We start from the raw sequence: 25,883 nt of genomic DNA on the forward strand, positions 1-25,883 counted from the left end.
GTGCGGGCGAAATTGCCTGGTGAGGGCAGGAGGCGAGGATCATACTCGGACAGGTGTTCCTGACAATCGGTACGACCGGCACCCCTGAACGTCCTGCCACGGACCTGGGCTTCCTGCTGCACAAGCATCCCGACAAGGCGCAGGCGTTCTCCACCTCGCACGGCTCCGCGCACGTCTTCTATCCCGAGGCGTCCGCCGAGCGCTGCACGGCCGCACTCCTGCTGGAAGTGGATCCGGTGGCGCTGGTGCGGCGCGGCAAGGGCAAGGGCCGGGGAGGCGCGCCCGACGCGGCGCTCGCGCAGTACGTCAACGACCGCCCCTACGCGGCGTCCTCGCTGTTGTCGGTCGCCCTCGCCGCCGTGTTCACGTCCGCGCTCGGCGGTGTCTGCCGGGCCATGCCCGAGCGGGCAGGGAGCCCGTTGCCGCTGCGGATCGAGGTGCCCGCCCTGCCCGCCAGGGGCGGCGCCGAGCTGGTGCGGAAGCTGTTCGCGCCGCTCGGCTGGTCGCGGGTCGACGTCACGGCCGTACCGCTGGACGAGGAGTTCCCCGCCTGGGGCGACTCCCGCTACGTACGCCTGGTGCTGGAGGGCGAGTTGCGGCTCGCCGACGCGCTGCGGCAGCTCTACGTCCTGCTCCCGGTGCTCGACGACGCCAAGCATTACTGGGTCGCGCCCGACGAGGTGGACAAGCTGCTGCGCGCGGGGGAGGGCTGGCTGGCCGGCCACCCCGAGCGGCAGCTGATCACCCGGCGCTATCTGTCCCACCGCTGGGGGCTCACCCGCCAGGCCGACCAGGCCCTGGAGTTGGTGCGGCTCGCGGAGTCGGACGACCTCGACGTGGGATGCGTCGACAACGCGGTGGACGAGAGCACCGACACCGAGGAGAAGCCGGTCCCGCTCGCAGAGCACCGGCGCACCGCGATCCTCGACGCGCTGCGCGCCGCGGGGGCGAGCCGGGTGCTCGACCTCGGCTGCGGACAGGGCCAGTTGGTGCAGGCACTCCTCAAGGACGTGCGCTTCACCGAGATCGTGGGCGTCGACGTCTCGATGCGCGCCCTCACCATCGCCTCGCGGCGGCTGAAGCTGGACCGGATGGGCGAGCGCCAGGCGGACCGGGTCACCCTGCGGCAGGGTTCGCTGACCTACACGGACAAGCGGCTGGCGGGATATGACGCCGCCGTTCTCAGTGAGGTGATCGAGCACTTGGACCTGGACCGGCTGCCCGCCCTGGAGTACGCGGTGTTCGGCGCGGCGCGACCGGGGACGGTGCTCGTGACCACGCCGAACGTCGAGTACAACGTCCGCTGGGAGACCCTCCCGGCCGGGCACGTCCGGCACGGGGACCACCGGTTCGAGTGGAACCGGGCCGAGTTCCGGGACTGGGCCGGGCAGGTCGCCGAGCGGCACGGATACGCCGTCCGGTACGTGCCCGTCGGGCCGGACGACCCCGAGGTGGGGCCGCCGACCCAGATGGCCGTGTTCACCCGGACCGACACCACCACGACCACCGGAACGGCCGGGAAGGCGAGCGGGAAGACGAAGGAGGCAGAAGCCGCATGACCAACGACCACAGCGACGCCGGTACAGAATTCGCCACCGCCACCGCCACCGCTACCGCCGCCACGGCAGCGCGCAGGCTGCCGGTGACCGACCTCTCCCTCGTCGTCCTCATCGGCGCCAGCGGATCGGGTAAGTCCACCTTCGCCCGCAGGCACTTCAAGCCGACCGAGATCGTCTCCTCGGACTTCTGCCGGGGACTGGTCGCCGACGACGAGAACGACCAGAGCGCCAGCCGCGACGCCTTCGACGTCCTGCACTACATCGCCGGCAAGCGCCTGGAGGCGGGGCGGCTCACCGTGATCGACGCCACCAGCGTCCAGTCCGAGAGCCGCAAGCAGCTCGTCCAGCTGGCCCGGAAGCACGACGTCCTGCCCATCGCCATCGTCCTCGACCTCCCCGAGGACGTCTGCGCCGCCCGCAACGCGACCCGCCCCGACCGGGCCTCCATGCCGCGCCACGTCATCCAGCGGCACCGCCGCGAGCTGCGGCGTTCCCTGCGCGGCCTGGAGCGCGAGGGCTTCCGCAAGGTGCACGTCCTGCGCACCGAGGCGGAGGCGGAGAGCGCCGAGGTGGTCCTGGAGCGCCGCTACAACGACCTGCGCCACCTCACCGGCCCGTTCGACATCATCGGGGACATCCACGGCTGCCGCTCCGAGCTGGACACCCTGCTCGGCAAGCTCGGTTACGTGGACGGCGCCCACCCCGAAGGGCGTACGGCCGTGTTCGTCGGCGACCTCGTGGACCGGGGCCCCGACAGCCCCGGCGTGCTGCGCCGCGTCATGTCCATGGTGTCGGCGGGCAACGCCCTCTGCGTCCCCGGCAACCACGAGAACAAGCTCGGCCGCTACCTCGCGGGCCGCAAGGTCCAGCTCACCCACGGGCTCGCCGAGACCGTCGAGCAGCTGGAGCGCGAGGACGCCGAGCATCCCGAGTTCCGGGGCCAGGTGCGGGCGTTCATCGACGGGCTGGTCAGCCACTACGTCCTGGACGACGGCAAGCTGGTGGTCGCTCACGCCGGGCTGCCCGAGAAGTACCACGGCCGCACCTCCGGCCGGGTCCGCTCGCACGCGCTGTACGGGGACACGACGGGGGAGACCGACGAGTTCGGGCTGCCCGTGCGCTACCCGTGGGCCGAGGAGTACCGGGGCCGCGCCACCGTGGTCTACGGCCACACCCCGGTGCCCACCACCTCCTGGATCAACAACACCATCTGCCTGGACACGGGGGCCGTCTTCGGCGGGAGGATGACCGCGCTGCGCTATCCGGAGCGCGAACTGGTCGACGTACCCGCCGAGAAGGTCTGGTACGAGCCCGTCAAGCCGCTGACCAGCGAGGCGCCCGGGGGCCGGGAGGGCCGGCCGCTGGACATCGCCGACGTCCAGGGCCGCAGGGTCGTGGAGACCCGGCACCTGGGCCGCGTCGCCGTGCGCGAGGAGAACGCCGCCGCCGCGCTCGAAGTGATGAGCCGGTTCGCCGTCGACCCGCGGCTCCTCGCCTACCTCCCGCCCACCATGGCGCCCACCGCCACCTCCCGCGAGGACGGCTTCCTGGAGCACCCGGCCGAGGCCTTCGCGCAGTACGCCGGAGACGGCGTGGAGCGGGTCGTGTGCGAGGAGAAGCACATGGGCTCCCGGGCCGTCGCCCTGGTCTGCAAGGACGCGGGGGCCGCGACCGCGCGCTTCGGCACGGCGGGCCCCACCGGCGCGCTGTACACCCGGACCGGGCGCCCGTTCCTGGACGACACGGCGATGACCGAGGCGGTCCTGGACCGGCTCCGTACCGCCGTCGCCGCCGCCGGGCTCTGGGAGGAGTGGGACACCGACTGGGTGCTCCTGGACGCCGAGCTGATGCCGTGGTCGCTCAAGGCCGGCGGCTTGCTGCGCTCGCAGTACGCCGCTGTCGGCGCGGCGGCCGGCGCGGTCTTCCCGCCGGCCGTCGCCGCCCTGGACCAGGCGGTCGCCCGGGGCGTCGAGGTGGCGGGCCTCGCCGGACTCCAGCGGGCCCGCGCCGGGGACGCGGCCGCGTTCACCGAGGCGTACCGGCGCTACTGCTGGACCACCGAGGGGCTGGACGGGGTGCGGCTCGCCCCGTTCCAGGTCCTCGCCGTCCAGGGCCGCTCCCTGGCCTCCGTGCCGCACGACGAGCAGCTCGCCCGGCTGGACCGGCTCGTGGAGCACGACCCGACCGGGCTGCTCCAGGTCACCCGCCGGCTCGTCGTCGACACCGGGGACGAGGCCTCCGTCCGCGCGGGCGTGGACTGGTGGCTGGAGATGACCGCGCGGGGCGGCGAGGGCATGGTCGTCAAGCCGCTCGGGGCCCTCGTCCGGGACGCCGGGGGCCGGCTCGTCCAGCCCGGCGTCAAGGTGCGCGGCCGGGAGTATCTCCGCATCGTCTACGGCCCCGAATACACCCGCCCGGACAATCTGGAGCGCCTGCGCTCCCGGTTCCTCGGCCACAAGCGCTCGTTGGCGCTGCGGGAGTACGCGCTCGGTCTGGAGGCGCTGGACCGGCTGGCGGAGGGCGAGCCGCTGTGGCGGGTCCACGAGGCGGTGTTCGCCGTCCTGGCCCTGGAGTCGGAGCCGGTGGACCCCCGGCTCTGAGCCAGGGGTGTCCGGCGTCGTGGACCCGGCCAGGATCCGCCGGGCACCCCCTGGACCCAACCCGTAGGCGATTCGCGGGGTGAACGGCGCTCCGCGCGGTGAGGATGAAGGCATGGGATTCCACGTCGACTCCGAAGCCGGGCGGCTGCGCCGCGTCATACTGCACCGCCCCGATCTGGAGCTGAAGCGGCTCACCCCCAGGAACAAGGACGCCCTCCTGTTCGACGACGTCCTGTGGGTGCGCCGCGCCAGGGAGGAGCACGACGGGTTCGCCGACGTGCTGCGCGACCGGGGGGTCGCCGTGCACCTCTTCGGCGATCTCCTGCGCGAGTCCCTCGACATCCCGGTCGCCCGGCGGCTCGTGCTCGACCGGGTCTTCGACGAGAAGGAGTACGGTCCGCTCGCCACCGAGCATCTGCGGGCCGCCTTCGAGGAGTTGTCCTCACAGGAGCTGGCGGAGGCGCTGGTCGGCGGCATGACCAAGCGGGAGTTCCTGGAGCGGCACAGCGAGCCGACCTCCGTCCGCTTCCACGTGATGGACCTGGACGACTTCCTGCTCGGCCCGCTGCCGAACCACCTCTTCACCCGGGACACCTCGGCCTGGATCTACGACGGGGTCTCCATCAACGCGATGCGCTGGCCCGCCCGGCAGCGTGAGACCGTCCACTTCGAGGCGATCTACCGGCACCATCCCCTGTTCACCGGCCCTCAGGCGGGCGCCTTCCACCACTGGTCGGAGGGCCAGGACGACTATCCCTCCACCATCGAGGGCGGTGACGTGCTGGTCATCGGGCAGGGTGCGGTCCTCATCGGGATGAGCGAGCGGACCACGCCGCAGGCCGTGGAGATGCTGGCCCGGGGCCTCTTCGACGCCGGCTCGGCACGCACGATCGTGGCGCTCGACATGCCCAAGGCCCGGGCGTTCATGCACCTGGACACGGTGATGACGATGATCGACGGCGACACGTTCACCCAGTACGCCGGTCTTGGCATGCTCCGCTCGTACACCATCGAGCCCGGCAACGGCCCCCGCGAGCTGAAGGTCACCGACCATCCGCCCGAGCACATGCACCGCGCCATGGCCGCCGCCCTCGGCCTCGACTCCATCCGGGTGCTCACCGCCACCCAGGACGTGCACGCGGCCGAGCGCGAGCAGTGGGACGACGGCTGCAACGTGCTCGCGGTCGAGCCCGGGGTCGTCGTCGCGTACGAGCGCAACGCCACGACCAACACCTATCTGCGCAAGCAGGGCATCGAGGTGATCGAGATCCGGGGCAGCGAGCTGGGCCGGGGGCGTGGCGGGCCGCGCTGTATGAGCTGCCCGGTGGAGCGGGACCCCGTGGCGTGACGGGCGGACGGAACGCGACCTCTGACCCCTGTATAGGGATGCGATGGATCGTATAGACTTCCAGTTCTGCCCGCGCAGTGCGCCGATCCCCGTCCGACCCCCAGGAGCAGTCATCATGGCCATAGACCTCACCGGCCGCCACTTCCTCAAGGAGCTGGACTTCACCTCCGAGGAGTTTCTCGGCCTGGTCTCCCTGGCCGCCGAGCTCAAGGCGGCCAAGAAGGCCGGGGCCGAGGTCCAGCGGCTGCGCGGGAAGAACATCGCGCTGATCTTCGAGAAGACCTCGACCCGTACGCGCTGCGCGTTCGAGGTCGCCGCCGCCGACCAGGGCGCCTCCACCACCTACCTCGACCCGTCGGGCTCCCAGATGGGCCACAAGGAGTCCGTGAAGGACACCGCCCGGGTGCTCGGCCGGATGTTCGACGGGATCGAGTACCGGGGCGACAGTCAGCGGTCGGTCGAGGAGCTGGCCGCGTACGGCGGGGTGCCGGTCTTCAACGGCCTCACGGACGACTGGCACCCGACCCAGATGCTCGCCGACGTGCTCACCATGGCCGAGTTCCGCGAGGGGCCCGTCACGGGGACGGCCTTCGCCTACCTCGGCGACGCCCGCTTCAACATGGGCAACTCCTACCTGATCACCGGCGCCCTGCTCGGTCTGGACGTCAGGATCGTCGCCCCCGAGGCGTACTGGCCGGACGACGCCGTCGTGGCGCGGGCCCGGGAGCTGGCCGAGGCCAGCGGCGCCACGATCACCCTCACCGGTGACGTCGCCGAGGGCGTCCGGGGCGCCGACTTCGTCGCCACCGACGTCTGGGTCTCCATGGGAGAGCCCAAGGAGGTGTGGGCCGAGCGCATCGCCGCTCTCGGGCCCTACGCCGTGACGATGGACGTCCTGCGGGCCACCGGCAACCCGGACGTGAAGTTCCTGCACTGCCTGCCCGCCTTCCACGACCTCGGCACCCAGGTCGGCCGGGACATCCACGCCCGGTACGGGCTGACCGAGCTGGAGGTCAGCGACGAGGTCTTCGAGTCCGCGCACTCGGTCGTCTTCGACCAGGCGGAGAACCGGATGCACACGATCAAGGCCGTGCTGGTGGCGACGCTCGCAGGGAAGTAGCCCCGCCGGCACTGACGGGTTCAGGTACGGATACGGCGCAGGGGTTCGCATGCTCATACACCCGATTGGGTGAACATGCGTGGTGGTGGCTAGCATGTCGCCTCTTGGTGGGGTTCGGGCTCGCGATTGCCCGGACCCCTTCCCATGTGCCGCCCGCGGTCCCCACGGCCGCCGTGCACACCGGGAAACGTCCCCCCACTGCACCACCAGAGATGAGAACGTCCCGCATGAGCACCGGTATGCCGGCTTCCGGCACCCCGCAGCGCCCCGGCCCCTCGAAGCCGGGGCTGCGCCGCAAGAGTCCCGATCAGCTCATCGCCGAGTCCGGCGCCGACCTGGAGGGCCACGGCCTCAAGCGCACGATGGGCCTCTTCCAGCTCGTCTGCTTCGGAGTCGGCGCGATCGTCGGCACCGGCATCTTCGTGGGGCTGTCCGACAGCGTCGCCGAGGCCGGCCCCGCCGTCGTGATCTCGTTCGTCCTCGCCGCGATCACCTGCATCTTCACCGCCCTGTCCTTCGCGGAGCTGGGCAGCGCCATCCCGGTCTCCGGAAGCTCGTACTCCTTCGCGTACGCGGCCCTCGGCGAGCGCACCGCGTTCCTCGTCGGCTGGTGCCTGCTGCTGGAGTACGGCGTGTCGGTCTCCGCCGTCGCGGTGGGCTGGAGCCAGTACGTCAACGAACTGCTGAACAGCGTGATCGGCTGGGAAATCCCCGAGGCCCTGTCCGCCGGTCCCGCCGACGGCGGTGTGGTCAACCTGCCCGCGGTCGTCGTGATCGCCATGGCCGCCGCGCTGCTGGTGCGCGGTGTCCGGGAGAGCGCCACCGCGACCGCCGCCATGGCGATCCTCAAGATCGGCATCCTGGTCGCGTTCTGCGCCGTGGCGTTCAGCGCCTTCCAGGACGACAACCTCATGCCGTTCGCGACCCACGGGCTCGGCGGCATCACCGCCGGCGCCTCACTGGCGTTCTTCTCCTACATCGGTTTCGACGCCATCACCACCGCGGGCGAAGAGGTCAAGAACCCCCGGCGGAACATCCCCATCGCCATCCTGGTCTGCATCGGCGTCGTCACCCTGCTCTACTGCGCGGTGGCGCTCTCGGCCATCGGCGCGATCGGCTCGGACGCCGTCGCGAACAAGAGCGCGGCCCTCTCGATCGCCGTCAACCAGGTCACCGACTCCACGGTCGGCGGCGGCATCATCGCCTTCGGCGCGGTCGTCGCCATCGCCTCGGTGGTGCTCGCCGTGATGTACGGGCAGACCCGCATCCTCATGTCGATGTCCCGCGACGGTCTCATCCCGCGCGTCTTCGAGCGGGTCTCGCCCAGGACCCACACCCCGGTCGCCAACACCTGGATCGTGGCCTGCGTCTTCGCGGTCCCGGCCGCGTTCGTCCCGCTCGACGTCGTCGTGAACCTGACGACCATCGGCACGCTCGCCACGATGGTCGCCGTCAATGTCGCGGTGGTGGTGCTCCGGCGGAGCGCCCCCGGGCTCAAGCGGACCTTCCGGGTGCCGCTCTACCCGGTGAGCCCGCTGCTGGGCGTCGCGTTCTGCCTGTATCTGATGTACGGGACCGGCTGGACGACCTGGGTCCAGTTCGCGGTCTTCCTCGCCGTCGGCTCGCTGCTGTACGCCGGCTACGGGCGGCGCCGCTCCCGGCTGGTCAGCTCCCCGGGGACGGACCCGGCTGCGCCGGTATCGCCGGAAGCGTGAACCAGACGGCCTTGCCGTGCTCCGTGGTGCGGTGACCGCACGCGGAGCTGAGGGTCCGGATCAGCAGCAGGCCGCGGCCGTGCTCCTGCCAGGGATCGACCTCGAAGCCCGGCTGCGGCCGGGACAGGTCGCCCGGCGGAGCGGGGTCGCGGTCGTGCACCTCGACCTGGCAGCCGGTGGGCAGCAGCTCCACGACCAGCTCGATGGGCTCACCGCCCAGCGTGTGCTCGACCGCGTTGGCCACCAGCTCGGCGGTCAGCAGCTCGGCGGTGTCGCTGTCGGCCGGGGCGTCGATGTCCGACAGTGCCGTACGGATGAGGGCGCGGGCGATCGGCACGGCCGCGGTGGAGTGCGGCAGGGCGATGCGCCAGGAAGCGGGGACGGGGACGTCGGGCGGCACGGCAGGGTTCCGTTCGGGAGCGGGTCTTCCTCGAAGCGGGAGGTCTCGACTTCTGGGGTTCACGCGGTACTCGTGTCGGGACTTCCTGGTTTCAACTTTACGAACCGCTCCGGGCCGGCCATAGAGGCGGTCGGCCGGAGCAAAGGGGACTTTCGCCACAACAGTCTCATGGATGCTGTATTGCGACCTCGTGACGGCGGTCACGCAGGGGTGATAACTTCGGAGGCGGAACGCGACCCGCGCACGGCCGGCACCAGCCCGATCGCTGAAGGGGACCCCTCCATGAGCCCGTTTCCCAGCTCGGCCCCGAGCGCCGAGGAATGGCGCCATCTCCGGCTGACCCGGGACGACGGTGTGGCCACCGTCACATTCGCCCGCCCCGAGAAACTCAACGCGCTCACCTTCGGCGCCTACGCGGATCTGCGCGACCTCCTCGCCGAGCTCTCCCGGGAACGCTCCGTCCGCGCCCTCGTCCTCGCCGGAGAGGGGCGCGGCTTCTGCTCCGGCGGCGACGTCGACGAGATCATCGGCGCCACCCTGGCCATGGACACCGCGCAGCTCCTCGACTTCAACCGGATGACCGGCCAGGTCGTCCGGGCCCTGCGGGAGTGCCCCTTCCCGGTCATCGCCGCCGTCCACGGCGTCGCCGCCGGAGCCGGAGCCGTGCTGGCCCTGGCGGCGGACTTCCGGATCGCCGACCCGTCGGCCCGCTTCTCCTTCCTCTTCACCCGGGTCGGCCTCTCCGGCGGCGACATGGGCGCGGCCTACCTGCTGCCCCGGGTCGTCGGCCTCGGCCACGCCACCCGGCTCCTGATGCTCGGGGACGCCGTCCGCGCCCCCGAGGCGGAGCGGATCGGGCTGATCAGCGAACTGGCCGAGGAGGGGAGGGCCGACGAACGTGCCGCCGAGCTGGCCCGCCGCCTCGCCGACGGACCGGCCCTCGCGCTCGCCCAGACCAAGGCCCTGCTCACCGCCGAGCTGGACATGCCGCTGGCCGCCTCCGTCGAGCTGGACGCCAACACCCAGGCCCTCCTGATGCACGGCGAGGACTACGCCGAGTTCCACGCAGCCTTCACCGAGAAGCGGCCCCCGAAGTGGCAGGGGAGGTAGCCGTGCCGGCCCCCGGAGCGGCAGGGGAGGCAGCCGCCGTGCCGGCCCCCGGAGCCATCCGGAGCCCCGGCGCCGCCGTGCCGGACCGCGTGCGCCGGATCGCCGTCATCGGCGGCGGCCCCGGCGGGCTCTACGCCGCGGCCCTCCTCAAGCGGCTGGACCCGGACCGTACCGTCACCGTCTTCGAGCGCAACGCCCCCGACGACACCTTCGGCTTCGGCGTCGTCCTCTCCGACGAGACCCTCGGCTCCATCGAGCACGCCGACCCCGAGGTGTACCGCGCGCTGAGAGCCGAGTTCGTCCGCTGGGACACCATCGACATCGTCCACCGCGGCCGGACCCACACCTCCGGTGGCCACGGCTTCGCCGCCCTCGGCCGCCGCCGGCTCCTGGAGATCCTGCACGAGCGCTGCGCCGCCCTCGGCGTCGGCCTCCGCTTCCGCGCCCCGGCCCCGCCCGCCGCCGAGCTGGCCGCCCACCACGACCTGGTCATCGCCGCCGACGGGGTGCACAGCGCCACCCGTGCGGCCCACGCCGACTCCTTCGGCCCGAGCGTCACCGAACACCGCAACCGCTACATCTGGCTCGCCGCTGACTTCGCGCTCGACGCCTTCCGCTTCGAGATCGCCGAAACCCCCTACGGTGTCATGCAGTTGCACGGCTACCCCTACGCGGCGGACGCCTCCACCGTCATCGTCGAGATGCGCGAGGAGGTCTGGCGCGCAGCCGGGCTCGACACCGGTGACGCGGCCGAATCCACCGCCCGCTGCGCCAAGTTCTTCACCGAAGCGCTGGGCGGCCGCCCGCTGCGCGGCAACAGGTCCTCCTGGCTCACCTTCCGTACGGTCGCCAACTCCCGCTGGTCCTACGGCAACACCGTGCTCATCGGTGACGCGGCCCACACCGCCCACTTCTCCATCGGCTCCGGCACCAAGCTCGCCGTCGAGGACGCCCTGGCGCTGGCCGCCTGCGTCGAGGAACAGCCGGACCTGTCGACGGCCCTCGCCGCGTACGAGACCGAGCGCCGCCCCGTCGTGGCCTCCACCCAGCGCGCCGCCGCCGCCAGCCTGCGCTGGTTCGAGGAGTTGGCCACCTACGTGGACCAGCCGCCCCGCCGCTTCGCCTTCAACCTGCTCACCCGCAGCCGCCGGGTCACCCACGACAACCTCCGGCTGCGCGACGCCTCGTTCACCGCCGCCGTCGAGGAGGAGTTCGGCTGCCCGCCGGGCACCCCACCGATGTTCACCCCGCTGCGCCTGCGCGGCCTCGAACTGCGCAACCGCGTCGTCGTCTCGCCCATGGACATGTACTCCGCCGTCGACGGGCTGCCCGCCGACTTCCACCTCGTGCACCTCGGGGCCCGGGCGCTCGGCGGTGCGGGACTCACCATGACCGAGATGGTCTGCGTCAGCCCCGAGGGCCGCATCACCCCCGGCTGCACCGGCCTGTGGAACGACGAACAGGCCGCCGCCTGGCGGCGGATCACCGACTTCGTCCACACCTGTGCCCCCGGCGCCGCCATCGGTGTGCAGCTCGGCCACTCCGGCCGCAAGGGCTCCACGAAGCTGATGTGGGAAGGCATCGACCAGCCCCTGGAGACCGGCGGCTGGCCGCTGGCGGCCGCCTCCCCGCTCCCGTACGAGCCAGGCGTCAGCCAGGTCCCCGCGGAGCTGGACCGGAGCGGACTGGACGCCGTGCGCGAGCAGTTCGTGGCGGCCGCCCGGCGCGCCGCCGACTCCGGCTTCGATCTCCTCGAACTCCACTGCGCACACGGCTACTTGCTCTCCGGTTTCCTCTCCCCGCTCACCAACCACCGCACCGACGCTCACGGCGGACCACTCGCCGGACGGCTCCGCTTCCCCCTCGAAGTCTTCGACGCCGTACGCGAAGTCTGGCCGCGGGAGAGGCCGATGACCGTGCGGATCTCCGCCACCGACTGGGCCGAGGGCGGCACGGAAGCGGAGGACGCCGTGGAGATCGCCCGCGCCTTCGCCGACCACGGGGCCGACGCCATCGACGTCTCCACCGGCCAGGTCGTGCCCGACGAGCGCCCCGAGTACGGCCGCTCCTACCAGACCCCGTACGCCGACCGGATCCGCAACACCGTCGACGTCCCCGTCATCGCGGTCGGCGCGATCTCCTCCTGGGACGACGTCAACTCCCTGCTCCTGGCGGGCCGCGCCGACCTCTGCGCCCTGGCCCGCCCGCATCTGTACGACCCGCACTGGACCCTGCACGCGGCGGCCGAACAGGGCTACAGCGGCCCCGGCGCACCCTGGCCCCTTCCGTACGGCGCGGGCAGCCGCCCCCCGCCCACCGGCCGCACCGACGGGCCCAAGCCCCGGCTCACGCTGGGCTGAGGCAGTCGTGGCACCGGCAGGGGACCGGGTGCGGCGCTCCGCGCCAGTGCTCCTGGCGGTACCGCGGGGCCAGGCGCCCGAGCAGGGCGGACAGCTCCTCGGCGTGTTCCCGCGTGGCCCATGACCCGTCGACGCCCACCGCCGCCACGCGGCGCAGTACCGCCGGGCTGTACACCGCGACGGGCCGGAAGGTGTGGAGATTGCGCGTCGCCATGTCGATGGTGATGTAGGCACCGGTGTGCCGGCCGCGCCCGATGGTGGTCAACTGCTCGTGCCCCATGCCCCCGTAGGTGCCGACGACGTGCACCTTCGACCCGCCCCGGTACGACTTGGTCCCGGGCCGCAGTTCCTGCCCGCCGTCCCCGTACCGCCGCCACCGCACCACGTTCGCGGCGACGAGCCACAACGGCTCCGCCGCCACGGGCACTTCAGCCACGGTCTCCTCAGCCACGGGCACCTCGGCCGTGGGCTCCGCCGCGGAGGGCTCCGCGTCCGTCGGCTGCTCCGTCACGGATTCCTCCTCAACAGCAGCCGGTCCGCCACCGGTTCGTAGCCGATGCGCAGATAGACGCCGTTGCTCGTCGGATTGGCGAGGTCGGCGAAGAGCACGACCTCCGCCGCCCCCGCCTCCCGGGCGGCCCGTCCGGCCTCGTGCGTCACGGCGGCCGCGTACCCCCGGCCGCGTAGCTCCGGCGGCGTGTACACCAACGTCACCCGCACCGTGCCCGCCAGCATCCGGGAGCGCCCCGCGAGAGCCACCGGAGCCCCACCGCTCTCCCAGAGGGTGAGCGCCCCGCGTTCCGTGCCCTCGTCCACCAGCCACTCGGCCGAGGACTTCGACTGGCCGGTCGCGTCGGCGAACCCGCGCACCCACTCCACGAGCAGAGCCCGGTCCGCCCGCGTCGCCGCCCTGCCTCGGCCCTCCGGCGCGGGGAAGGGCGCTCGCGCCGGGCCCAGCCGGTACAGCCGCTGCTCCTCCTCGGTCCGGTAGCCGGGGAGTCGGGCGGCCAGCAGCGCCGCGGTGTCCCGGTCCACGTTGACGGCGTCCAGATCCGGGGTCGCGCCCAGGGCGTCGGCCAGCGGACCCACCGCTTGGGCGGGCAGGGAGTTCAGCAGTGCCGGATGCGGCGGAGTGCGCACCACGGTCCCCGCCACCCACCCGTTCGCCCCGCGCCACCAGCCGAGCACCGGATCGCCCTCGCCGTAGTGGTGCGGGCCGCTGCGGCTCAGCCGCTCGGTGACCGTCAGCGCCACCGTGTGCGCGACGGGCCGCGCGGCGAGCGACGCGCCGGCCGCGGCGAGGAACGTGCCGGTGTCGTGCGTGAAGGTCCAGGTCATGCCTCATCCTGCCCGTGGGCCGGGGCCCGGGGCATCTGGATTTCACCCCCGCCGGAGGGTCACGGCCTCACGTACCGCTCCCCGGCGTCCCGCAGCCGCTCGTGCAGCCGGCCGAACACCTCCGCCGACCGGCCACCCGGCCAGTCCCCGGGCAGCAGCTCCGACGGCAGACCCGGGTCCGCGTAGGGGAGTTGCCGCCATGAGTCCAGGGCCAGCAGATAGTCCCGATAGGCGGTCTGCGGGCGGGGCGCGTCATCGGCGTCCCCGGACGCCTCCCAGTCCTTCAGCACCGGCTCGTGCAGCTCCAGGAACTCGTGGTGCAGCCGCGCCACCGCCGCCAGGTCCCACCAGCGCGCCACCGCCTCGCGGGTGGCGGCGAAGCCGAGGTGCTCGCCGCGGAACAGGTCCACGTACGGGGCGAGTCCGAGCCGCTCCAGGGTGTGCCGGGTCTCCTCGTACAGCCCGGCCGGCGCGATCCACACCCCGGGTGTGGCCGTGCCGAAGCCGAGCCGGGCCAGCCGGGAGCGCAGCAGATGGCGCTTGTTGCGCTCCGCCTCGGGCACGGAGAACACCGCGAGCACCCAGCCGTCGGAGAGTCGCGGTGCGGGCCGCCCGTAGATCCGCCGGTCCCCGTCGTCCAGCAGTTGCCGGGCGTCCGGCGACAGCGCGTACCCCGCCGAACCGTCCGCCGCACGGGCGGCCACCAGCAGCCCGCGCCGCTTCAGCCGCGAGACGCAGGAGCGCACGGAGGGGGCGTCGACGCCGACCGCGTGCAGCAGACGGATCAGCTCCGACACGGCGAACGGGGCGCCGTCCGGCGGGCGGCCGTAGGCGCCGTAGAGCGTGACGATCAGGGAACGGGGGGTGCGCAACTCGGCCACGTGATCACTCTAGGGCCTGGTCCCGCAGCAGGAACCGCTGGAGTTTGCCGGTGGCCGTGCGCGGCAGGGTTTCCTGGAAGACGAAGACGCGCGGGCACTTGTGCGGGGCCAGGTTGGCCTTCATATGGGCGCGCAGCGAGTCCGCGGTCTGCTCCGAGCCGTGCCGCAGCACCACGTGCGCCACCACGATCTCGCCGCGCAATTCGTCCGCCCGGCCCACCACGGCGGCTTCCGCGACCTCCGGATGGCGCAGCAGGGCGTCCTCCACCTCGGGGCCCGCGATGTTGTAGCCGGAGGAGATGATCATGTCGTCGGCGCGGGCCACGTAGCGGAAGTAGCCGTCCGGCTCGCGGACGAAGGTGTCGCCGGTCATGTTCCAGCCGTGCCGGACGTACTCCGTCTGCCGGGGGTCGGCGAGATAGCGGCAGCCGACCGGCCCGCGCACGGCCAGCAGTCCCGGCTCGCCGTCGGGCAGTTCGTCCCCGTGCTCGTCCACCACCCGGGCCTGCCACCCCGGCACGGGCACCCCCGTCGTGCCCGGCCGGATCGCGTCGTCGGCGGCGGAGATGAAGATGTGCAGCAGTTCGGTGGCCCCGATGCCGTTGATGATGCGCAGCCCCGTCGCCTCGAACCAGGCCCGCCAGGTCGCCCCGGGGAGGTTCTCCCCGGCCGACACGCAGCGCCGCAGTGCCGAGAGGTCGTGGCCCTCCAGCTGCCCGAGCATCGTGCGGTAGGCCGTCGGAGCGGTGAAGAGGACCGAGACCCGGTGCCGGACCAGGGCGGGCAGCAGCTGCCGCGGGCCCGCCTGCTCCAGCAGCAGCGTCGAGGCCCCGGCCCGCAGCGGGAAGACCAGCAGCCCGCCCAGGCCGAACGTGAAGCCCAGCGGCGGGCTGCCCGCGAACACGTCGTCGGCCGAGGGGCGCAGCACGTGCCGGGAGAAGGTGTCGGCGATGGCCAGGAGATCCCGGTGCAGGTGCATGCAGCCCTTGGGCCGCCCGGTGGTCCCCGAGGTGAACGCGATGAGCGCGACCTCGTCGGCGGCCGTGTCCACCGCCCGGAACGGCCCGGTCCTGGCCTCGGCCAGCCGGGTCAGGTCCCCGGGCGCCTCCCCGCCGAACAGGATGACCCGCAGGCCGTCCACGTCCGCCTCGGCCAGATCCCGCACCGAACGGGCGTCGCACAGGGCGTGGCTGATCCGCGCCAGCGAGCAGATGGTGGCCAGCTCCGCCGCGCGCGCCTGCGCCAGTACGGTGACGGCGACCGCGCCCGCCTTCATGACGGCGAGCCAGCAGGCGGCCAGCCAGGGCGTCGTCGGCCCGCGCAGCAGCACCCGGTTGCCCGGCACGACGCCCAGGTCCTCCGTGAGCACATGGGCGATGCGGTCCACCGTCTCCAGCAGCTCGCCGTAGCTCCACGCGCTCCCGTCGCCGGAAAGCAGCGCGGGGCGGTCCGCGCCCCGTTCCTCGACGGTCCGGTCCAGCAGCTCGTGCCCGCAGTTCAGCCGGTCGGGGTAGTGCGGCGCGGGATCGTCCAGGAGGAGTTTCGGCCACTGTTCCGGCGGCGGGAGATGGTCGCGCGTGAAGGTGTCGGCGTGGGCGCCCGCGGCGTGCCCGGACGGTTCGGGATGCGCGCCGGGGACGCGTACGGACGCGTCGGCGGCGGCTGTGGGCGTGTTCGGCGAGGAATTCGGCTCCATGAAGGATCGCCCCCTTGTCGCCTCTGGAGCGTATCGTTTGGGTGACGGTAGTCAACGGTCCGCGATAAGACATGACGTGCGACGCGCTGCGACGAGATGCCACGCGTCGCGACAGGGCACGATGCAGGTCACGGGACAGGGCCCGGGGCAGGGCACGCGACACGAAGCGACACAACGCGACTAGAGAGGCGCCGCCATGACGGCATTCTCCCTCGAACCGGAACAAACCGCCTGGTGTGAGGAGCTCCGTACCCTCGCCGCGCGGGAGCTGCGCCCACTGGCGGAGAAGGGAGAGCCCGGGCGCGTCAACCGCCCGTTGCTGGCCGCTCTCGGCGAGCTGGGCCTCCTCGGCCGGATGCTGGGCTCCGGGGCGCTGGACCTGTGCCTGCTGCGCGAGTCCCTGGCCCGGGGCTGCACCGAGGCCGAGACCGCGCTCGCCCTCCAGGGCCTCGGCACCATCCCGATCGTCCAGGCCGGTACAGCCGCCCATCGCGAGCGCTGGCTCCCCGAGGTGCGGGCCGGGCGGGCCGTGGCCGCCTTCGCGCTGAGCGAGCCGGGCGCGGGTTCCGACGCGGCGGCCCTGAGCCTGGCCGCCGAACGCACCCCGGCCGGCTGGGCGCTCACCGGCGAGAAGTGCTGGATCTCCAACGCCCCCGAGGCCGACTTCGCCGTGGTCTTCGCCCGCACGACCCCCGGGGCGGGATCCCGCGGCATCACCGCGTTCCTGGTCCCGTCCGACCGCCCCGGACTCACCGGCTCCGCCCTCGACATGCTCTCCCCGCACCCCATCGGCACCCTGGAGTTCGACGGCGTACCGGTCACCGCCGACGACGTGCTCGGGGAGCCCGACCGGGGTTTCCGCGTCGCGATGAACACCCTCAACCTCTTCCGGCCCAGCGTCGGGGCGTTCGCGGTGGGCATGGCCCGCGCCGCCCTCGACGCGACCCTGGAGCACACCGCCCACCGCACCGCGTTCGGCGGCCCGCTGAGCGACCTCCAGGCCGTCTCGCACCAGGTCGCGGAGATGGCCACCCGCACCGAGGCCGCCCGCCTCCTGGTGTACGCGGCGGCCGCCGCGTACGACGCGGGGGAGAGCGGCGTGCCGCGCCGGGCGGCGATGGCCAAGCTGTACGCCACCGAGACCGCGCAGTACGTCGTCGACGCCGCCGTCCAGCTGCACGGCGCCCGCGCCCTGCGCCGGGGGCATCTGCTCGAACACCTCTACCGCGAGGTGCGCGCGCCACGGATCTACGAGGGCGCGAGCGAGGTGCAGCGCACCATCATCGCCAAGGAGCTGTACGCGAACGCCGCCCAGCGGTGCGAGCCCCCGGCTCAGCAGTCCGACGCCCAGCAGCCCGATGCTCGGCACCCCGACGCCCAGGAGTCCGTGGAGCCCGCGGGCCGAACCCAGGAGCCGCCCGCATGAGTCCCTCCCACCGGATCAACCCGGCCGAACTCTCCCCGCCCACCGGCTTCAGCCACGCGGTCGTCGCCACCGGCGGGCACCTGGTCTTCCTCGCCGGGCAGACCGCGCTCGACCCGGACGGCAAGGTCCTCGGGGACACTCTGCCCGACCAGTTCGCCGTGGCGCTGGGCAACCTGCTCACCGCCCTCCACGCGGCCGGCGGAGCCCCCGCCGACCTCGCCCGCGTCACCGTCTACGCCACCGACATCGCCGACTACCGCTCCCACGCCCCCGAGCTGGGCCGGATCTGGCGCAGGCTCGCTGGGCGCGACTACCCGGCGATGGCCGTCATCGGCGTCGCCCGGCTCTGGGACGAGCAGGCGATGGTCGAGATCGACGGGGTCGCGGTCCTGCCGTGAGGGCGGCGCCCGAGTAGCGGCGCGGCGGCCGCGGAGCGGGGCCGGAGAAGCCAGGATGCCGAGCCCGGCCAAGGAGAGTCAGCGGTGACCGGCCGGCCGCTCCCGCGCCCCGCCGCCCGCGCCTACGACGGCGAGGGCATCGTCGTCGGTTTCGACGCGACCACAGCGGACCCGCGCCGGACACGGCTGACGCGGTCCTTCCGGAGACAGTGGCCGGGAGGTGCGCGGCGCGCCGGTCGGGTGAATCGGCCTGAGGGATATATCTGTATTTAGTGCCTTTTATTTCGGATGCTCCGCCGCCCGAACCGGACACTCCTCGGTGATCGCGCTCATCGTCGCCCACTTCGCGCTCGCGGCCTGCGCCGGCCCGCTGGTGCACCGGCTCGGCCGACGGGCCTTCGTCGTGCTGGCCCTGCCCCCGGCGGCGGCCGCCGTCTGGGCCCTCACCCGCTGGAGCACCGCCGCGTCCGGAGGCGCGGACACCTGGTCCTGGCAGTGGATCCCGGACTACGGAGTCGCCCTCGACCTGCGCCTGGACGCGCTGGCCGAACTGATGGTGCTGCTCGCCGCCGGGGTCGGCGCGCTCGTCCTGCTCTACTGCGCCTCCTACTTCACCGACGACACCCCGCAACTGGGCCGCTTCGCCGGGAACCTGCTCGCCTTCGCGGGCGCGATGCTCGCCCTCGTCCTCGCCGACGACCTGATCACGCTCTATGTGTTCTGGGAGCTGACCACGGTCTTCTCCTACCTGCTCATCGGTCACGGCAGCGAACACCGGCACAGCCGCCGCTCCGCCCTCCAGGCCCTCGTCGTCACCACGTTCGGCGGCCTCGCCATGCTCGTCGGCTTCCTGATCATCGGTCAGGCCGCCGGTACGTACCGGATCTCCGCGATCGTCGCCGATCCGCCCGAGACGACCCTCGCCGTGTCCGTCGCCGTCGTCCTCGTGCTGTGCGGGGCCCTGTCGAAGTCGGCGATCTGGCCGTTCTCCATGTGGCTGCCGAACGCCATGGCCGCACCGACCCCCGTCAGCGCCTATCTGCACGCCGCCGCGATGGTCAAGGCCGGTGTCTACCTGATCGCCCGGCTCGCCCCCGCCTTCGCCGACGTCCCCGTCTGGAATCCCGTCGTGCTCGTCCTCGGCGGCGCGACCATGCTGCTCGGCGGCTGGCGGGCGCTGCGCCTGAACGACCTCAAGCTCGTCCTCGCCTACGGGACCGTCAGCCAGCTCGGCTTCCTCACCCTGCTCGCCGGGACCGGCAACCGGAACGCCGCGCTCGCCGCCGCCGCGATGATCCTCGGGCACGCCCTCTTCAAAGCCCCGCTGTTCCTCGTCACCGGCATCGTCGACCATGCCGCCGGCAGCCGCGACCTGCGCGAACTGTCCGGGGTCGGCCGCTCCCTGCCGTACGTCGCCGGTGTCGCCGCGCTCGCCGCCGCCTCCATGGCCGCCCTCCCGCCGCTGCTCGGGTTCGCCGCGAAGGAGGCCGCGTTCGAGGCGCTGCTGCACGGGTCCGCCGCCGACCGGTGGGCGCTGGCCGCCGTCGTCGCCGGGTCCGCGCTGACCACCGCGTACAGCCTGCGGTTCGTCTGGGGCGCCTTCGCCCGCAAGCCCGGCGTCCCCGACACCCCCGTCCACCGCGTCGGGTGGGCCTTCCTCGCCCCGCCCGCCCTGCTCGCCGTCCTCGGCCTGGTCCTCGGCCCCGGCGTCGGCTGGACCGACCGGCTGCTGGGCGCGTACGCCGATACGTTCCCGGCCGACGGGAAGCCGTACCACCTGGCCCTCTGGCACGGATTCGGCCTCGCCCTGCTCCTGTCGGCCCTCGCCTGGGCCGCGGGCGCCGTGCTCTTCGTCGGCCGCGCGCACGTCACCCGGCTCTCCCGCCGGATCGCCTGGCCCACCGCCGACAGCGTCTTCGGCCACCTGCTGCTCGGGCAGGAACGTCTCGCCCTCCAGGTCACCGGCTTCATCCAGCGGGGCTCCCTCTCCGTGTACCTCGCCACCACCCTCCTCGTCATGCTCGCCGGACAGCTCGCCGTCCTCATGGTCGACACCCCCTGGGACGGGGCCGTACGCCCCCGGCTCTGGGACAACCCGCTCCAGGGCGCGGTCGCCGCCCTGACCTGCGCCGCCGCCCTGCTCTGTCTGACGGTGCGACGGCGCATGAAGGCCGTCGTCCTGGCCGGCCTCACCGGTTACGGCGCCGCCCTGCTCTTCGTCGTCCAGGGAGCGCCCGACCTGGCACTCACCCAGTTCTGCGTCGAGACGGTCTCGATGATCGTCTTCGTGCTGGTGCTGCGCCGGATGCCCGTCCACTTCCAGGAGACCGTCAGCACCTGGCGGCGGGCCGCCCGCATCCCGACGGCCCTCGCGGCGGCCGCCACCGTCGGCGTCGGCATGTGGGTCGCCGCCGCCGCGCGCACCGCCGAACCGGCCGGCGCCGCCATGGTCCGGGAGGTCGCCGACCACGGGCTCAAGGACGTCGTGGCCACCATCCTCGTCGACCTGCGCGCCTGGGACACGATGGGGGAGTCCGCCGTGCTCGCGGCGGCCGCGATCGGCGTCACCAGCCTCATCTACCTGCACCGCCGCAGCGAGGGCACCATGGTCCAGGAGGAGTTGCGGGGCCGCACCGCCTGGTCCCTGTCGGCGCACCACTCCTCACGGCTGCCGCAGGGCGACGACGTGGCCCCCGAACGCGGCTGGCTGGCCGCCGGAGCCACCCTCGCCCCCGAGCACCGCTCGATCGTCTTCGAAGTGGTGGCCCGGCTGCTGTTCCACCCGATCCTGGTGCTCTCGGTCTATCTGCTGTTCTGCGCCGAGTCCCTGCCCGGCGGCGGGTTCGTCGCCGGACTCGTCGCCGGGCTCGCCCTGATCACCCGCTATCTGGCGGGCGGCCGCTTCGAACTCGCCGAGGCGGCCCCCCTGCAACCAGGTCTCTTCACCGGCCTCGGCCTCTTCATCTCCACCGGCGTGGGCCTCATCGGCCTCCTCGACGGCACCGTCCTGCACGCCTTCACGTACTACGGACACCTGCCGGTCTTCGGCAAGTACCACCTGAGCACCTCGGTCCTCTTCGACTTCGGCGTCTACCTGCTGGTCCTCGGCGTCGTCCTGGACATCGTGCGGGCCCTCGGCGCCAAGATCGACCGGCAGATCGAACGGGCGGCGGGCGTCCTCACCCCCGAAGGCGGCCCCGAGGCGGGAGGGACCCCCCGATGATCGTCAGCGCCGCTCTCCTCGCCACCGCCGTCGTGCTCTGCGCCGTCGGAGGCATCCTCATGCTCACCCGCCCGCTGACCCGCATCCTGCTCGGCGCCGTCATCCTCGGCAACGGCATCAACCTGCTGGTCCTCTCCTCCACCGGCCGGGCCGGCGCCGCCCCCCTGCTCTACGGGGTGTCCCTGAGCCGGGTCACCGACCCACTGCCCCAGGCCATCGCGCTGACCGCCATCGTCATCACCCTGGCCACCACCGCCTTCCTGCTGGCGATGGCCTACCGCAGCCACCAGATCACCGGCACCGACGAGGTCCACGACGACCTGGAGGACCGCCGCGTCGTGCTGCGCGCCGAAGTGCTCGGCGAACGCGCCCAGTTGCGCGAGCAGTTCCGGTCGGGGGCCGAACCCACCGCCGAGGAGCGCGAACGCTACCGGGACGAGCGCCGCCGGCTCCGCGACCGGCTCCGCGCCGACCGCGCCCGCCAGGCCCGCGGCCGCGACGCCTCCGGCAACCTCTGGAACGACGTGCTGGGCGCGGACCCGGAGGACTACGCCCGCGACGGCGACGCCAAGGCGGACGACCGCTACCCCCGTGACCGAGGAGCCGACGGATGAACGCGCTCGTCCCGCTGCCCGTGCTGCTGCCCCTGTGCGCCACCGGCCTCAGCCTCGCCTTCGGCACCCGTCTGGGGCGCTTCCAGCGCTTCATCAGCGTCGCCGTGCTGTCCGCCGTACTCGCGCTCTCGGTGATCCTCATGATCGCCGCCGACCGCCAGGGCCCGCTCTCCGTCCACCTCGGCGACTTCGCCCCGCCGCTCGGCATCACCCTGGTCGCCGACCGGCTGTCCGGGCTGATGCTCACGGTCTCCTCGGCCATCACGCTCTGCGTGCTCGTCTACTCCCTCGGCCAGGGCATGACCGACCGGGACAAGGAGACCCCGCTCGCCGTCTTCCACCCCGCCTATCTGATCCTCGTCGCCGGGGTCTCCTGCACCTTCCTCGCCGGTGACCTCGTCAACCTCTACGTCGGCTTCGAGATCATGCTGGTCGCCAGCTTCGTCCTGCTCACCCTCGGCGGCACCGGACCCCGGATGCGGGCGGGCTCCACCTACGTGATCATCTCGCTGTTCTCCTCGATGCTCTTCCTCACCGCCATCGCCATGACGTACGCGGCCACCGGCACCGCCAACTTCGCCCAGCTCGCGGGACGGCTGGCCGACCTCCCCATCGGCGTACAGACCCTGATCCAGGCGCTGCTGCTGACGGTCTTCGCGATCAAGGCCGCCGTCTTCCCACTCGCCGCCTGGCTCCCCGACTCCTATCCCACGGCCCCGGCCCCCGTGACCGCCGTCTTCGCCGGACTGCTCACCAAGGTCGGCGTCTACTGCATGCTGCGCACCGAGACCCTGCTCTTCCCCGGCAACCGCATCGGCGACCTCCTGATGGCCATCGCGCTGGCCTCGATGGTCATCGGCATCCTCGGCGCGGTCGCCCAGACGGACCTGAAGCGACTGCTCTCCTTCACCCTGATCAGCCACATCGGCTACATGGTCTTCGGGATCGGCCTCGCCACCCGCGAGGCGTACGGCGGGGCCATCGTGTACGTCGCCCACCACATCACCGTCCAGACCACCCTGTTCCTCGTCGCCGGGCTCATCGAACGCCGGGGCGGCACCACGGAACTGACCCGGCTCGGCGGTCTGGCCAGGGCCGCGCCGATGCTCGCCGTGCTGTTCTTCGTCCCCGCGATGAACCTCGCCGGGATCCCCCCGCTGTCCGGCTTCATCGGCAAGCTCGGACTGATGCGCGCCGGCGTCGCCGACGGAGGCGGCTGGGCCTGGCTGCTGGTCGCGGGCTCGGCGGCCACCAGCCTGCTGACGCTGTACGTGGTCGCCAAGGTCTGGAACCTGGCCTTCTGGCGGGCCGCCCCGCCCGGCCAGGCCGCCGCCGGCACGGTCCTGGAGTCCGGCGACGACAGCGACGACGACGCGGACGCGGGCCCCGACCGGATCCACGGCACCGGTGACGAGGGCATCGCCCCGGCCCACCGCCCGGCGGGGCAGGCCGTCGCCGCGACCCTGCACGGACGGGCCGTCATCACCACCAGCCGTCTGCCCCGCCCGATGGTCGCGGCCACCGCGGCGACCATCGGGATCGGCCTCGCCTTCACGGTGTTCGCCGACCCGCTCACCGCCTTCACCGACCGCACGGCCGCCGAACTCCTCCAGCGGACCCCTTACGTCCAGGAGGTGCTGGGCCGGTGAAACGCATCCTGCGCCTCTCGTTCCGCAACGCCGATCTGCCGCCCCTGAGCTGCGAGTTCGGCACCCGCCGCCGACGCGTGCTGGACCTGCCGCTGATCGCCTGGCTCACCCTCATCTGGGTGCTGCTCTGGTCCACCCTCACCTGGGCCAACGTCATCACCGGCCTGGTCGTCTCGGTCGCCGTCTGCCTCGCCTTCCCGCTGCCCCGGGTCGACCTCGGACTGCGGCTCCACCTCTGGGGCATCCTGCGCCTGGTCGGCTACCTCGTCTGCGACATGTACACCTCCGGGGTGAAAGTGACCCGGCAGATCTTCTTCGGCCTGCCGCACCGGGCCGCCGTGATCGGGGTGCCCCTGCGCTGCCGCAGCGACCTGATGCTCGCGGCCACCGCCGTCGCCGTCTCCAACGTCCCCGGCGGCTCCATCATCGAGGTGCGCCGGGCCACCGCCACCGTCTTCCTGCACGTCCTGGACGCCGACCGGCCCGAGGAGCTCGAAGCCGCCCGCCGCCAGGTGTGGCGGATCGAGGAACTGACCGTACGGGCGTTCGGCACCCCCGACGAGATCGCCCGGGTCGCCGACCCTCCGCCACCGCCCCAGCTCGCCGCAGGGAGACCCGCACCATGACCGCGCCCGAACAGGTCGACCACATCCTGCTGACCGCCGCCGTCGTCATGATCCTGCTCGCCGGGGCCCTGCTGCTGGCCCGGATCTGGCGGGGCCCCTCCATGCTGGACCGGGCCATCTCCCTGGACGTCTGCGCCGCCCTGATCATCGCCGGCCTCGCCGCCAAGTCGGCGTTCGCCCGGGACCCGTTCTACTTCCCGATCATGCTGGTGCTGGCGTTCCTCGGGTTCACCGGCTCGGTGGGCATCGCCCGCTTCATCGCCGTACGCGACCGGCCCCGCCCCCCGCACCCCGACGACGCCCAGGAGGGCCCGCGGTGAGTCTCTGGCTCCAGATCGTCGACACGGCCGGCGCCGCCCTGCTTCTCATCGGCGCCGCGATCTGTCTGCTCGGGGTGATCGGCATGATCCGGCTGCCCGACGTCCTCTCCCGCAGCCACGCGGCGACCAAGCCGCAGACCCTCGGCATGATCCTGGTGCTGGCCGGGGTCGCGCTGCGGCTGCGCAGCGGCATGGACCTCGCGACCCTCGGTCTCATCGCCTTCTTCCAGATGCTCACCGGCCCGGTGGCCTCGCACCTGGTGGCCCGTTCCGCGTACCGCACCGGCCAGATCGACCACGGCGAGCTGCTCTTCGACGAACTCGACGAGCAGCTCACCGACAGCAGGTGAACGCGCGGCGGGCCGCGCTCACGCCCCCGGTACGCGGTCCAGGAACCCGCTCACCGAACTGATCCGGCCGTCCTCGGCGAGCCGGACCACGTCGAACCCGGCCACCGGCGCGGAGCCGTCCGCCGGGGAGACCAGCTCCCAGCCGAAGCGGACCAGGTCGTGGTGCCCGTCGGGCGTCCCGGCGGGCCGGAACCGGAATCCGGGAAACTGCTCGTGCACGCCGCCGATCACGGCCGCCAGCCCCTCGTGCCCGCGCACCTCGGCCAGCGGGTCGGTGTACCGGGCATCGGTGGTGAACGCCGCGGCCACGGCCTTCGCCCGCTCCTCGGCCCCGGTGCTGTTCCAGGCGGCGAAGTAGCGCTGGACGGCCTCGTCGTACGCGGTCATGGTGAACCCTCTCCTCGGGAGCCCCGGCGGTCCGGGGCGATGCCCCCACCTTGGCCCGAGCATCGGGCACCGTCGATTACCCCGGAGGTAAGGAGGCTCCGCCAGCCGGTCACCCGCCGGGCGTAGGGTTCCAAGGAGGTCGCGCATCGCGCATGTCGAGCGGGGGCAGGGAACCATGGCGTACGGAACGGTCACGACGGTCAGCAGCAGTGCCGGGCACACGTTCAGCAAGGAGAGCCGGGGCAGCGTGACGCTGCTCGCCGGACTCGGCGTCGAGGGCGACGCCCACGCGGGCGAGAGGGTCAAGCACCGGTCCCGGGTCGCGCAGGACCCCACCCAGCCCAATCTGCGACAGGTCCACCTGATCCACGAGGAGCTGTTCACGGAGCTGGCCGACGCCGGATTCACCGTGGGTCCCGGAGAGCTGGGCGAGAACCTCACCACCCGGGGCATCGACCTGCTGGCCCTCCCCACCGGCACGCTTCTGAGGATCGGCGCCGACGCGGTCGTCGAGGTCACCGGTCTGCGCAACCCCTGCCTCCAGATTGAGGCCTTCCAGGAAGGGCTGCTGAAGGAGGTCGTCGGCCGCGACGCGACGGGCGCGGTCGTGCGCAAGGCGGGTGTCATGAGCGTGGTCCGCCAGGGCGGGGTGATCCGCCCCGGCGACACGGTCGCCGCCGAACTCCCCACAGGGCCGCACCGCCCGCTGGAACGCGTCTGATTCCCGCACCGCCCTGTCCTCGCCAAAGCGCCCACGGGCCGG

22 protein-coding genes are annotated in these 25,883 nt (G+C 72.8%); 16 read left to right on the top strand and 6 right to left on the bottom strand.

Translation table 11 applies throughout. From position 1 onward, the window contains the following. Window positions 1–53: 53 nt before the first annotated feature. The 5 genes from ACIRJT_RS17820 to ACIRJT_RS17840 all read left to right on the top strand — a co-directional run bounded on the left by ACIRJT_RS17820 (window position 54) and on the right by ACIRJT_RS17840 (window position 8,342). Window positions 54–1,559, top strand: a complete 1,506-nt coding sequence (locus tag ACIRJT_RS17820; RefSeq protein WP_403910204.1) for a 3' terminal RNA ribose 2'-O-methyltransferase Hen1 — start codon at window positions 54–56, stop codon at window positions 1,557–1,559. Continuing rightward, complete coding sequence (locus ACIRJT_RS17825; protein WP_403910207.1) at window positions 1,556–4,159, top strand: polynucleotide kinase-phosphatase; 2,604 nt, start codon at window positions 1,556–1,558, stop codon at window positions 4,157–4,159. Before ACIRJT_RS17820 ends, ACIRJT_RS17825 begins: the two co-directional genes overlap by 4 nt. A gap of 112 nt (window positions 4,160–4,271) precedes the next feature. Further along, entirely contained in the window at window positions 4,272–5,507 is a 1,236-nt protein-coding gene (locus ACIRJT_RS17830; RefSeq protein WP_403910210.1) for an arginine deiminase, read from the top strand. Between the two features lie 115 nt (window positions 5,508–5,622). Beyond that, a complete protein-coding gene (gene argF, locus ACIRJT_RS17835; RefSeq protein WP_403910212.1) occupies window positions 5,623–6,627 on the top strand; it encodes an ornithine carbamoyltransferase in 1,005 nt (334 codons plus the stop codon). Window positions 6,628–6,854: 227 nt separating this feature from the next. Then, on the top strand, window positions 6,855–8,342 hold the full coding sequence (locus ACIRJT_RS17840) for an amino acid permease (protein ID WP_403910214.1): 1,488 nt from the start codon (window positions 6,855–6,857) through the stop codon (window positions 8,340–8,342). Here the strand turns inward: ACIRJT_RS17840 and ACIRJT_RS17845 are convergent. Then, window positions 8,293–8,742, bottom strand: a complete 450-nt coding sequence (locus ACIRJT_RS17845; protein WP_007452262.1) for an ATP-binding protein — start codon at window positions 8,740–8,742, stop codon at window positions 8,293–8,295. The genes ACIRJT_RS17840 and ACIRJT_RS17845 overlap by 50 nt on opposite strands. Window positions 8,743–9,024: 282 nt before the next feature. Between ACIRJT_RS17845 and ACIRJT_RS17850 the strand changes: the two genes are divergently transcribed. Further along, complete coding sequence (locus ACIRJT_RS17850; protein WP_403910216.1) at window positions 9,025–9,852, top strand: enoyl-CoA hydratase family protein; 828 nt, start codon at window positions 9,025–9,027, stop codon at window positions 9,850–9,852. A 38-nt stretch (window positions 9,853–9,890) separates the two neighbouring features. After that, a complete protein-coding gene (locus ACIRJT_RS17855; protein WP_403910587.1) occupies window positions 9,891–12,212 on the top strand; it encodes a bifunctional salicylyl-CoA 5-hydroxylase/oxidoreductase in 2,322 nt (773 codons plus the stop codon). Here ACIRJT_RS17855 and ACIRJT_RS17860 read toward each other — a convergent pair. The 4 genes from ACIRJT_RS17860 to ACIRJT_RS17875 form a co-directional block, all read right to left on the bottom strand. Beyond that, on the bottom strand, window positions 12,199–12,648 hold the full coding sequence (locus tag ACIRJT_RS17860; protein ID WP_403910589.1) for a hypothetical protein: 450 nt from the start codon (window positions 12,646–12,648) through the stop codon (window positions 12,199–12,201). The genes ACIRJT_RS17855 and ACIRJT_RS17860 overlap by 14 nt on opposite strands. A 71-nt stretch (window positions 12,649–12,719) precedes the next feature. After that, a complete protein-coding gene (locus tag ACIRJT_RS17865; protein WP_403910218.1) occupies window positions 12,720–13,550 on the bottom strand; it encodes a GNAT family N-acetyltransferase in 831 nt (276 codons plus the stop codon). Between the two features lie 59 nt (window positions 13,551–13,609). Then, entirely contained in the window at window positions 13,610–14,431 is an 822-nt protein-coding gene (locus tag ACIRJT_RS17870; protein ID WP_403910220.1) for a PaaX family transcriptional regulator C-terminal domain-containing protein, read from the bottom strand. A gap of 4 nt (window positions 14,432–14,435) precedes the next feature. Beyond that, the gene (locus ACIRJT_RS17875; protein ID WP_403910222.1) at window positions 14,436–16,127 is read right to left on the bottom strand and encodes an AMP-binding protein; all 1,692 of its coding nucleotides are present in this window, start codon (window positions 16,125–16,127) and stop codon (window positions 14,436–14,438) included. A 196-nt stretch (window positions 16,128–16,323) separates the two neighbouring features. On the opposite strand from ACIRJT_RS17875, the gene ACIRJT_RS17880 reads away from it, so the two are divergent. The 8 genes from ACIRJT_RS17880 (at window position 16,324) to mnhG (ending at window position 24,733) form a co-directional block, all read left to right on the top strand. Further along, the gene (locus ACIRJT_RS17880) at window positions 16,324–17,553 is read left to right on the top strand and encodes an acyl-CoA dehydrogenase family protein (protein WP_403910224.1); all 1,230 of its coding nucleotides are present in this window, start codon (window positions 16,324–16,326) and stop codon (window positions 17,551–17,553) included. Then, a complete protein-coding gene (locus tag ACIRJT_RS17885) occupies window positions 17,550–17,951 on the top strand; it encodes a RidA family protein (RefSeq protein WP_403910226.1) in 402 nt (133 codons plus the stop codon). The genes ACIRJT_RS17880 and ACIRJT_RS17885 overlap by 4 nt, the downstream gene beginning before the upstream one ends. A 319-nt stretch (window positions 17,952–18,270) precedes the next feature. Then, window positions 18,271–21,174: a Na+/H+ antiporter subunit A gene (locus ACIRJT_RS17890; RefSeq protein ID WP_403910228.1), complete on the top strand. Its 2,904-nt coding sequence runs from the start codon at window positions 18,271–18,273 to the stop codon at window positions 21,172–21,174. Further along, window positions 21,171–21,788 (top strand): Na(+)/H(+) antiporter subunit C, encoded by a 618-nt coding sequence (locus tag ACIRJT_RS17895; protein WP_403910230.1) that lies wholly within the window; start codon window positions 21,171–21,173, stop codon window positions 21,786–21,788. The genes ACIRJT_RS17890 and ACIRJT_RS17895 overlap by 4 nt, the downstream gene beginning before the upstream one ends. Then, entirely contained in the window at window positions 21,785–23,437 is a 1,653-nt protein-coding gene (locus tag ACIRJT_RS17900; RefSeq protein ID WP_403910232.1) for a Na+/H+ antiporter subunit D, read from the top strand. Before ACIRJT_RS17895 ends, ACIRJT_RS17900 begins: the two co-directional genes overlap by 4 nt. Then, window positions 23,434–24,063, top strand: coding sequence for a Na+/H+ antiporter subunit E (locus tag ACIRJT_RS17905; RefSeq protein ID WP_403910234.1), 630 nt, complete (start codon window positions 23,434–23,436; stop codon window positions 24,061–24,063). The genes ACIRJT_RS17900 and ACIRJT_RS17905 overlap by 4 nt, the downstream gene beginning before the upstream one ends. After that, window positions 24,060–24,383 (top strand): monovalent cation/H+ antiporter complex subunit F, encoded by a 324-nt coding sequence (locus tag ACIRJT_RS17910; RefSeq protein ID WP_403910236.1) that lies wholly within the window; start codon window positions 24,060–24,062, stop codon window positions 24,381–24,383. The genes ACIRJT_RS17905 and ACIRJT_RS17910 overlap by 4 nt, the downstream gene beginning before the upstream one ends. Further along, on the top strand, window positions 24,380–24,733 hold the full coding sequence (gene mnhG / locus ACIRJT_RS17915; RefSeq protein WP_403910238.1) for a monovalent cation/H(+) antiporter subunit G: 354 nt from the start codon (window positions 24,380–24,382) through the stop codon (window positions 24,731–24,733). The genes ACIRJT_RS17910 and mnhG overlap by 4 nt, the downstream gene beginning before the upstream one ends. Before the next feature lie 18 nt (window positions 24,734–24,751). On the opposite strand, the gene ACIRJT_RS17920 is transcribed toward mnhG, so the two are convergent. Continuing rightward, window positions 24,752–25,120, bottom strand: coding sequence for a nuclear transport factor 2 family protein (locus ACIRJT_RS17920; protein WP_403910240.1), 369 nt, complete (start codon window positions 25,118–25,120; stop codon window positions 24,752–24,754). A 175-nt stretch (window positions 25,121–25,295) separates the two neighbouring features. On the opposite strand from ACIRJT_RS17920, the gene ACIRJT_RS17925 reads away from it, so the two are divergent. Further along, a complete protein-coding gene (locus tag ACIRJT_RS17925) occupies window positions 25,296–25,841 on the top strand; it encodes an MOSC domain-containing protein (protein ID WP_403910242.1) in 546 nt (181 codons plus the stop codon). The last annotated feature ends 42 nt before the right edge of the window (window positions 25,842–25,883 follow it).

Origin of the sequence: Streptomyces sp. NPDC102283, from assembly GCF_044766265.1 — a bacterium.
Lineage (GTDB): Bacteria > Actinomycetota > Actinomycetes > Streptomycetales > Streptomycetaceae > Streptomyces.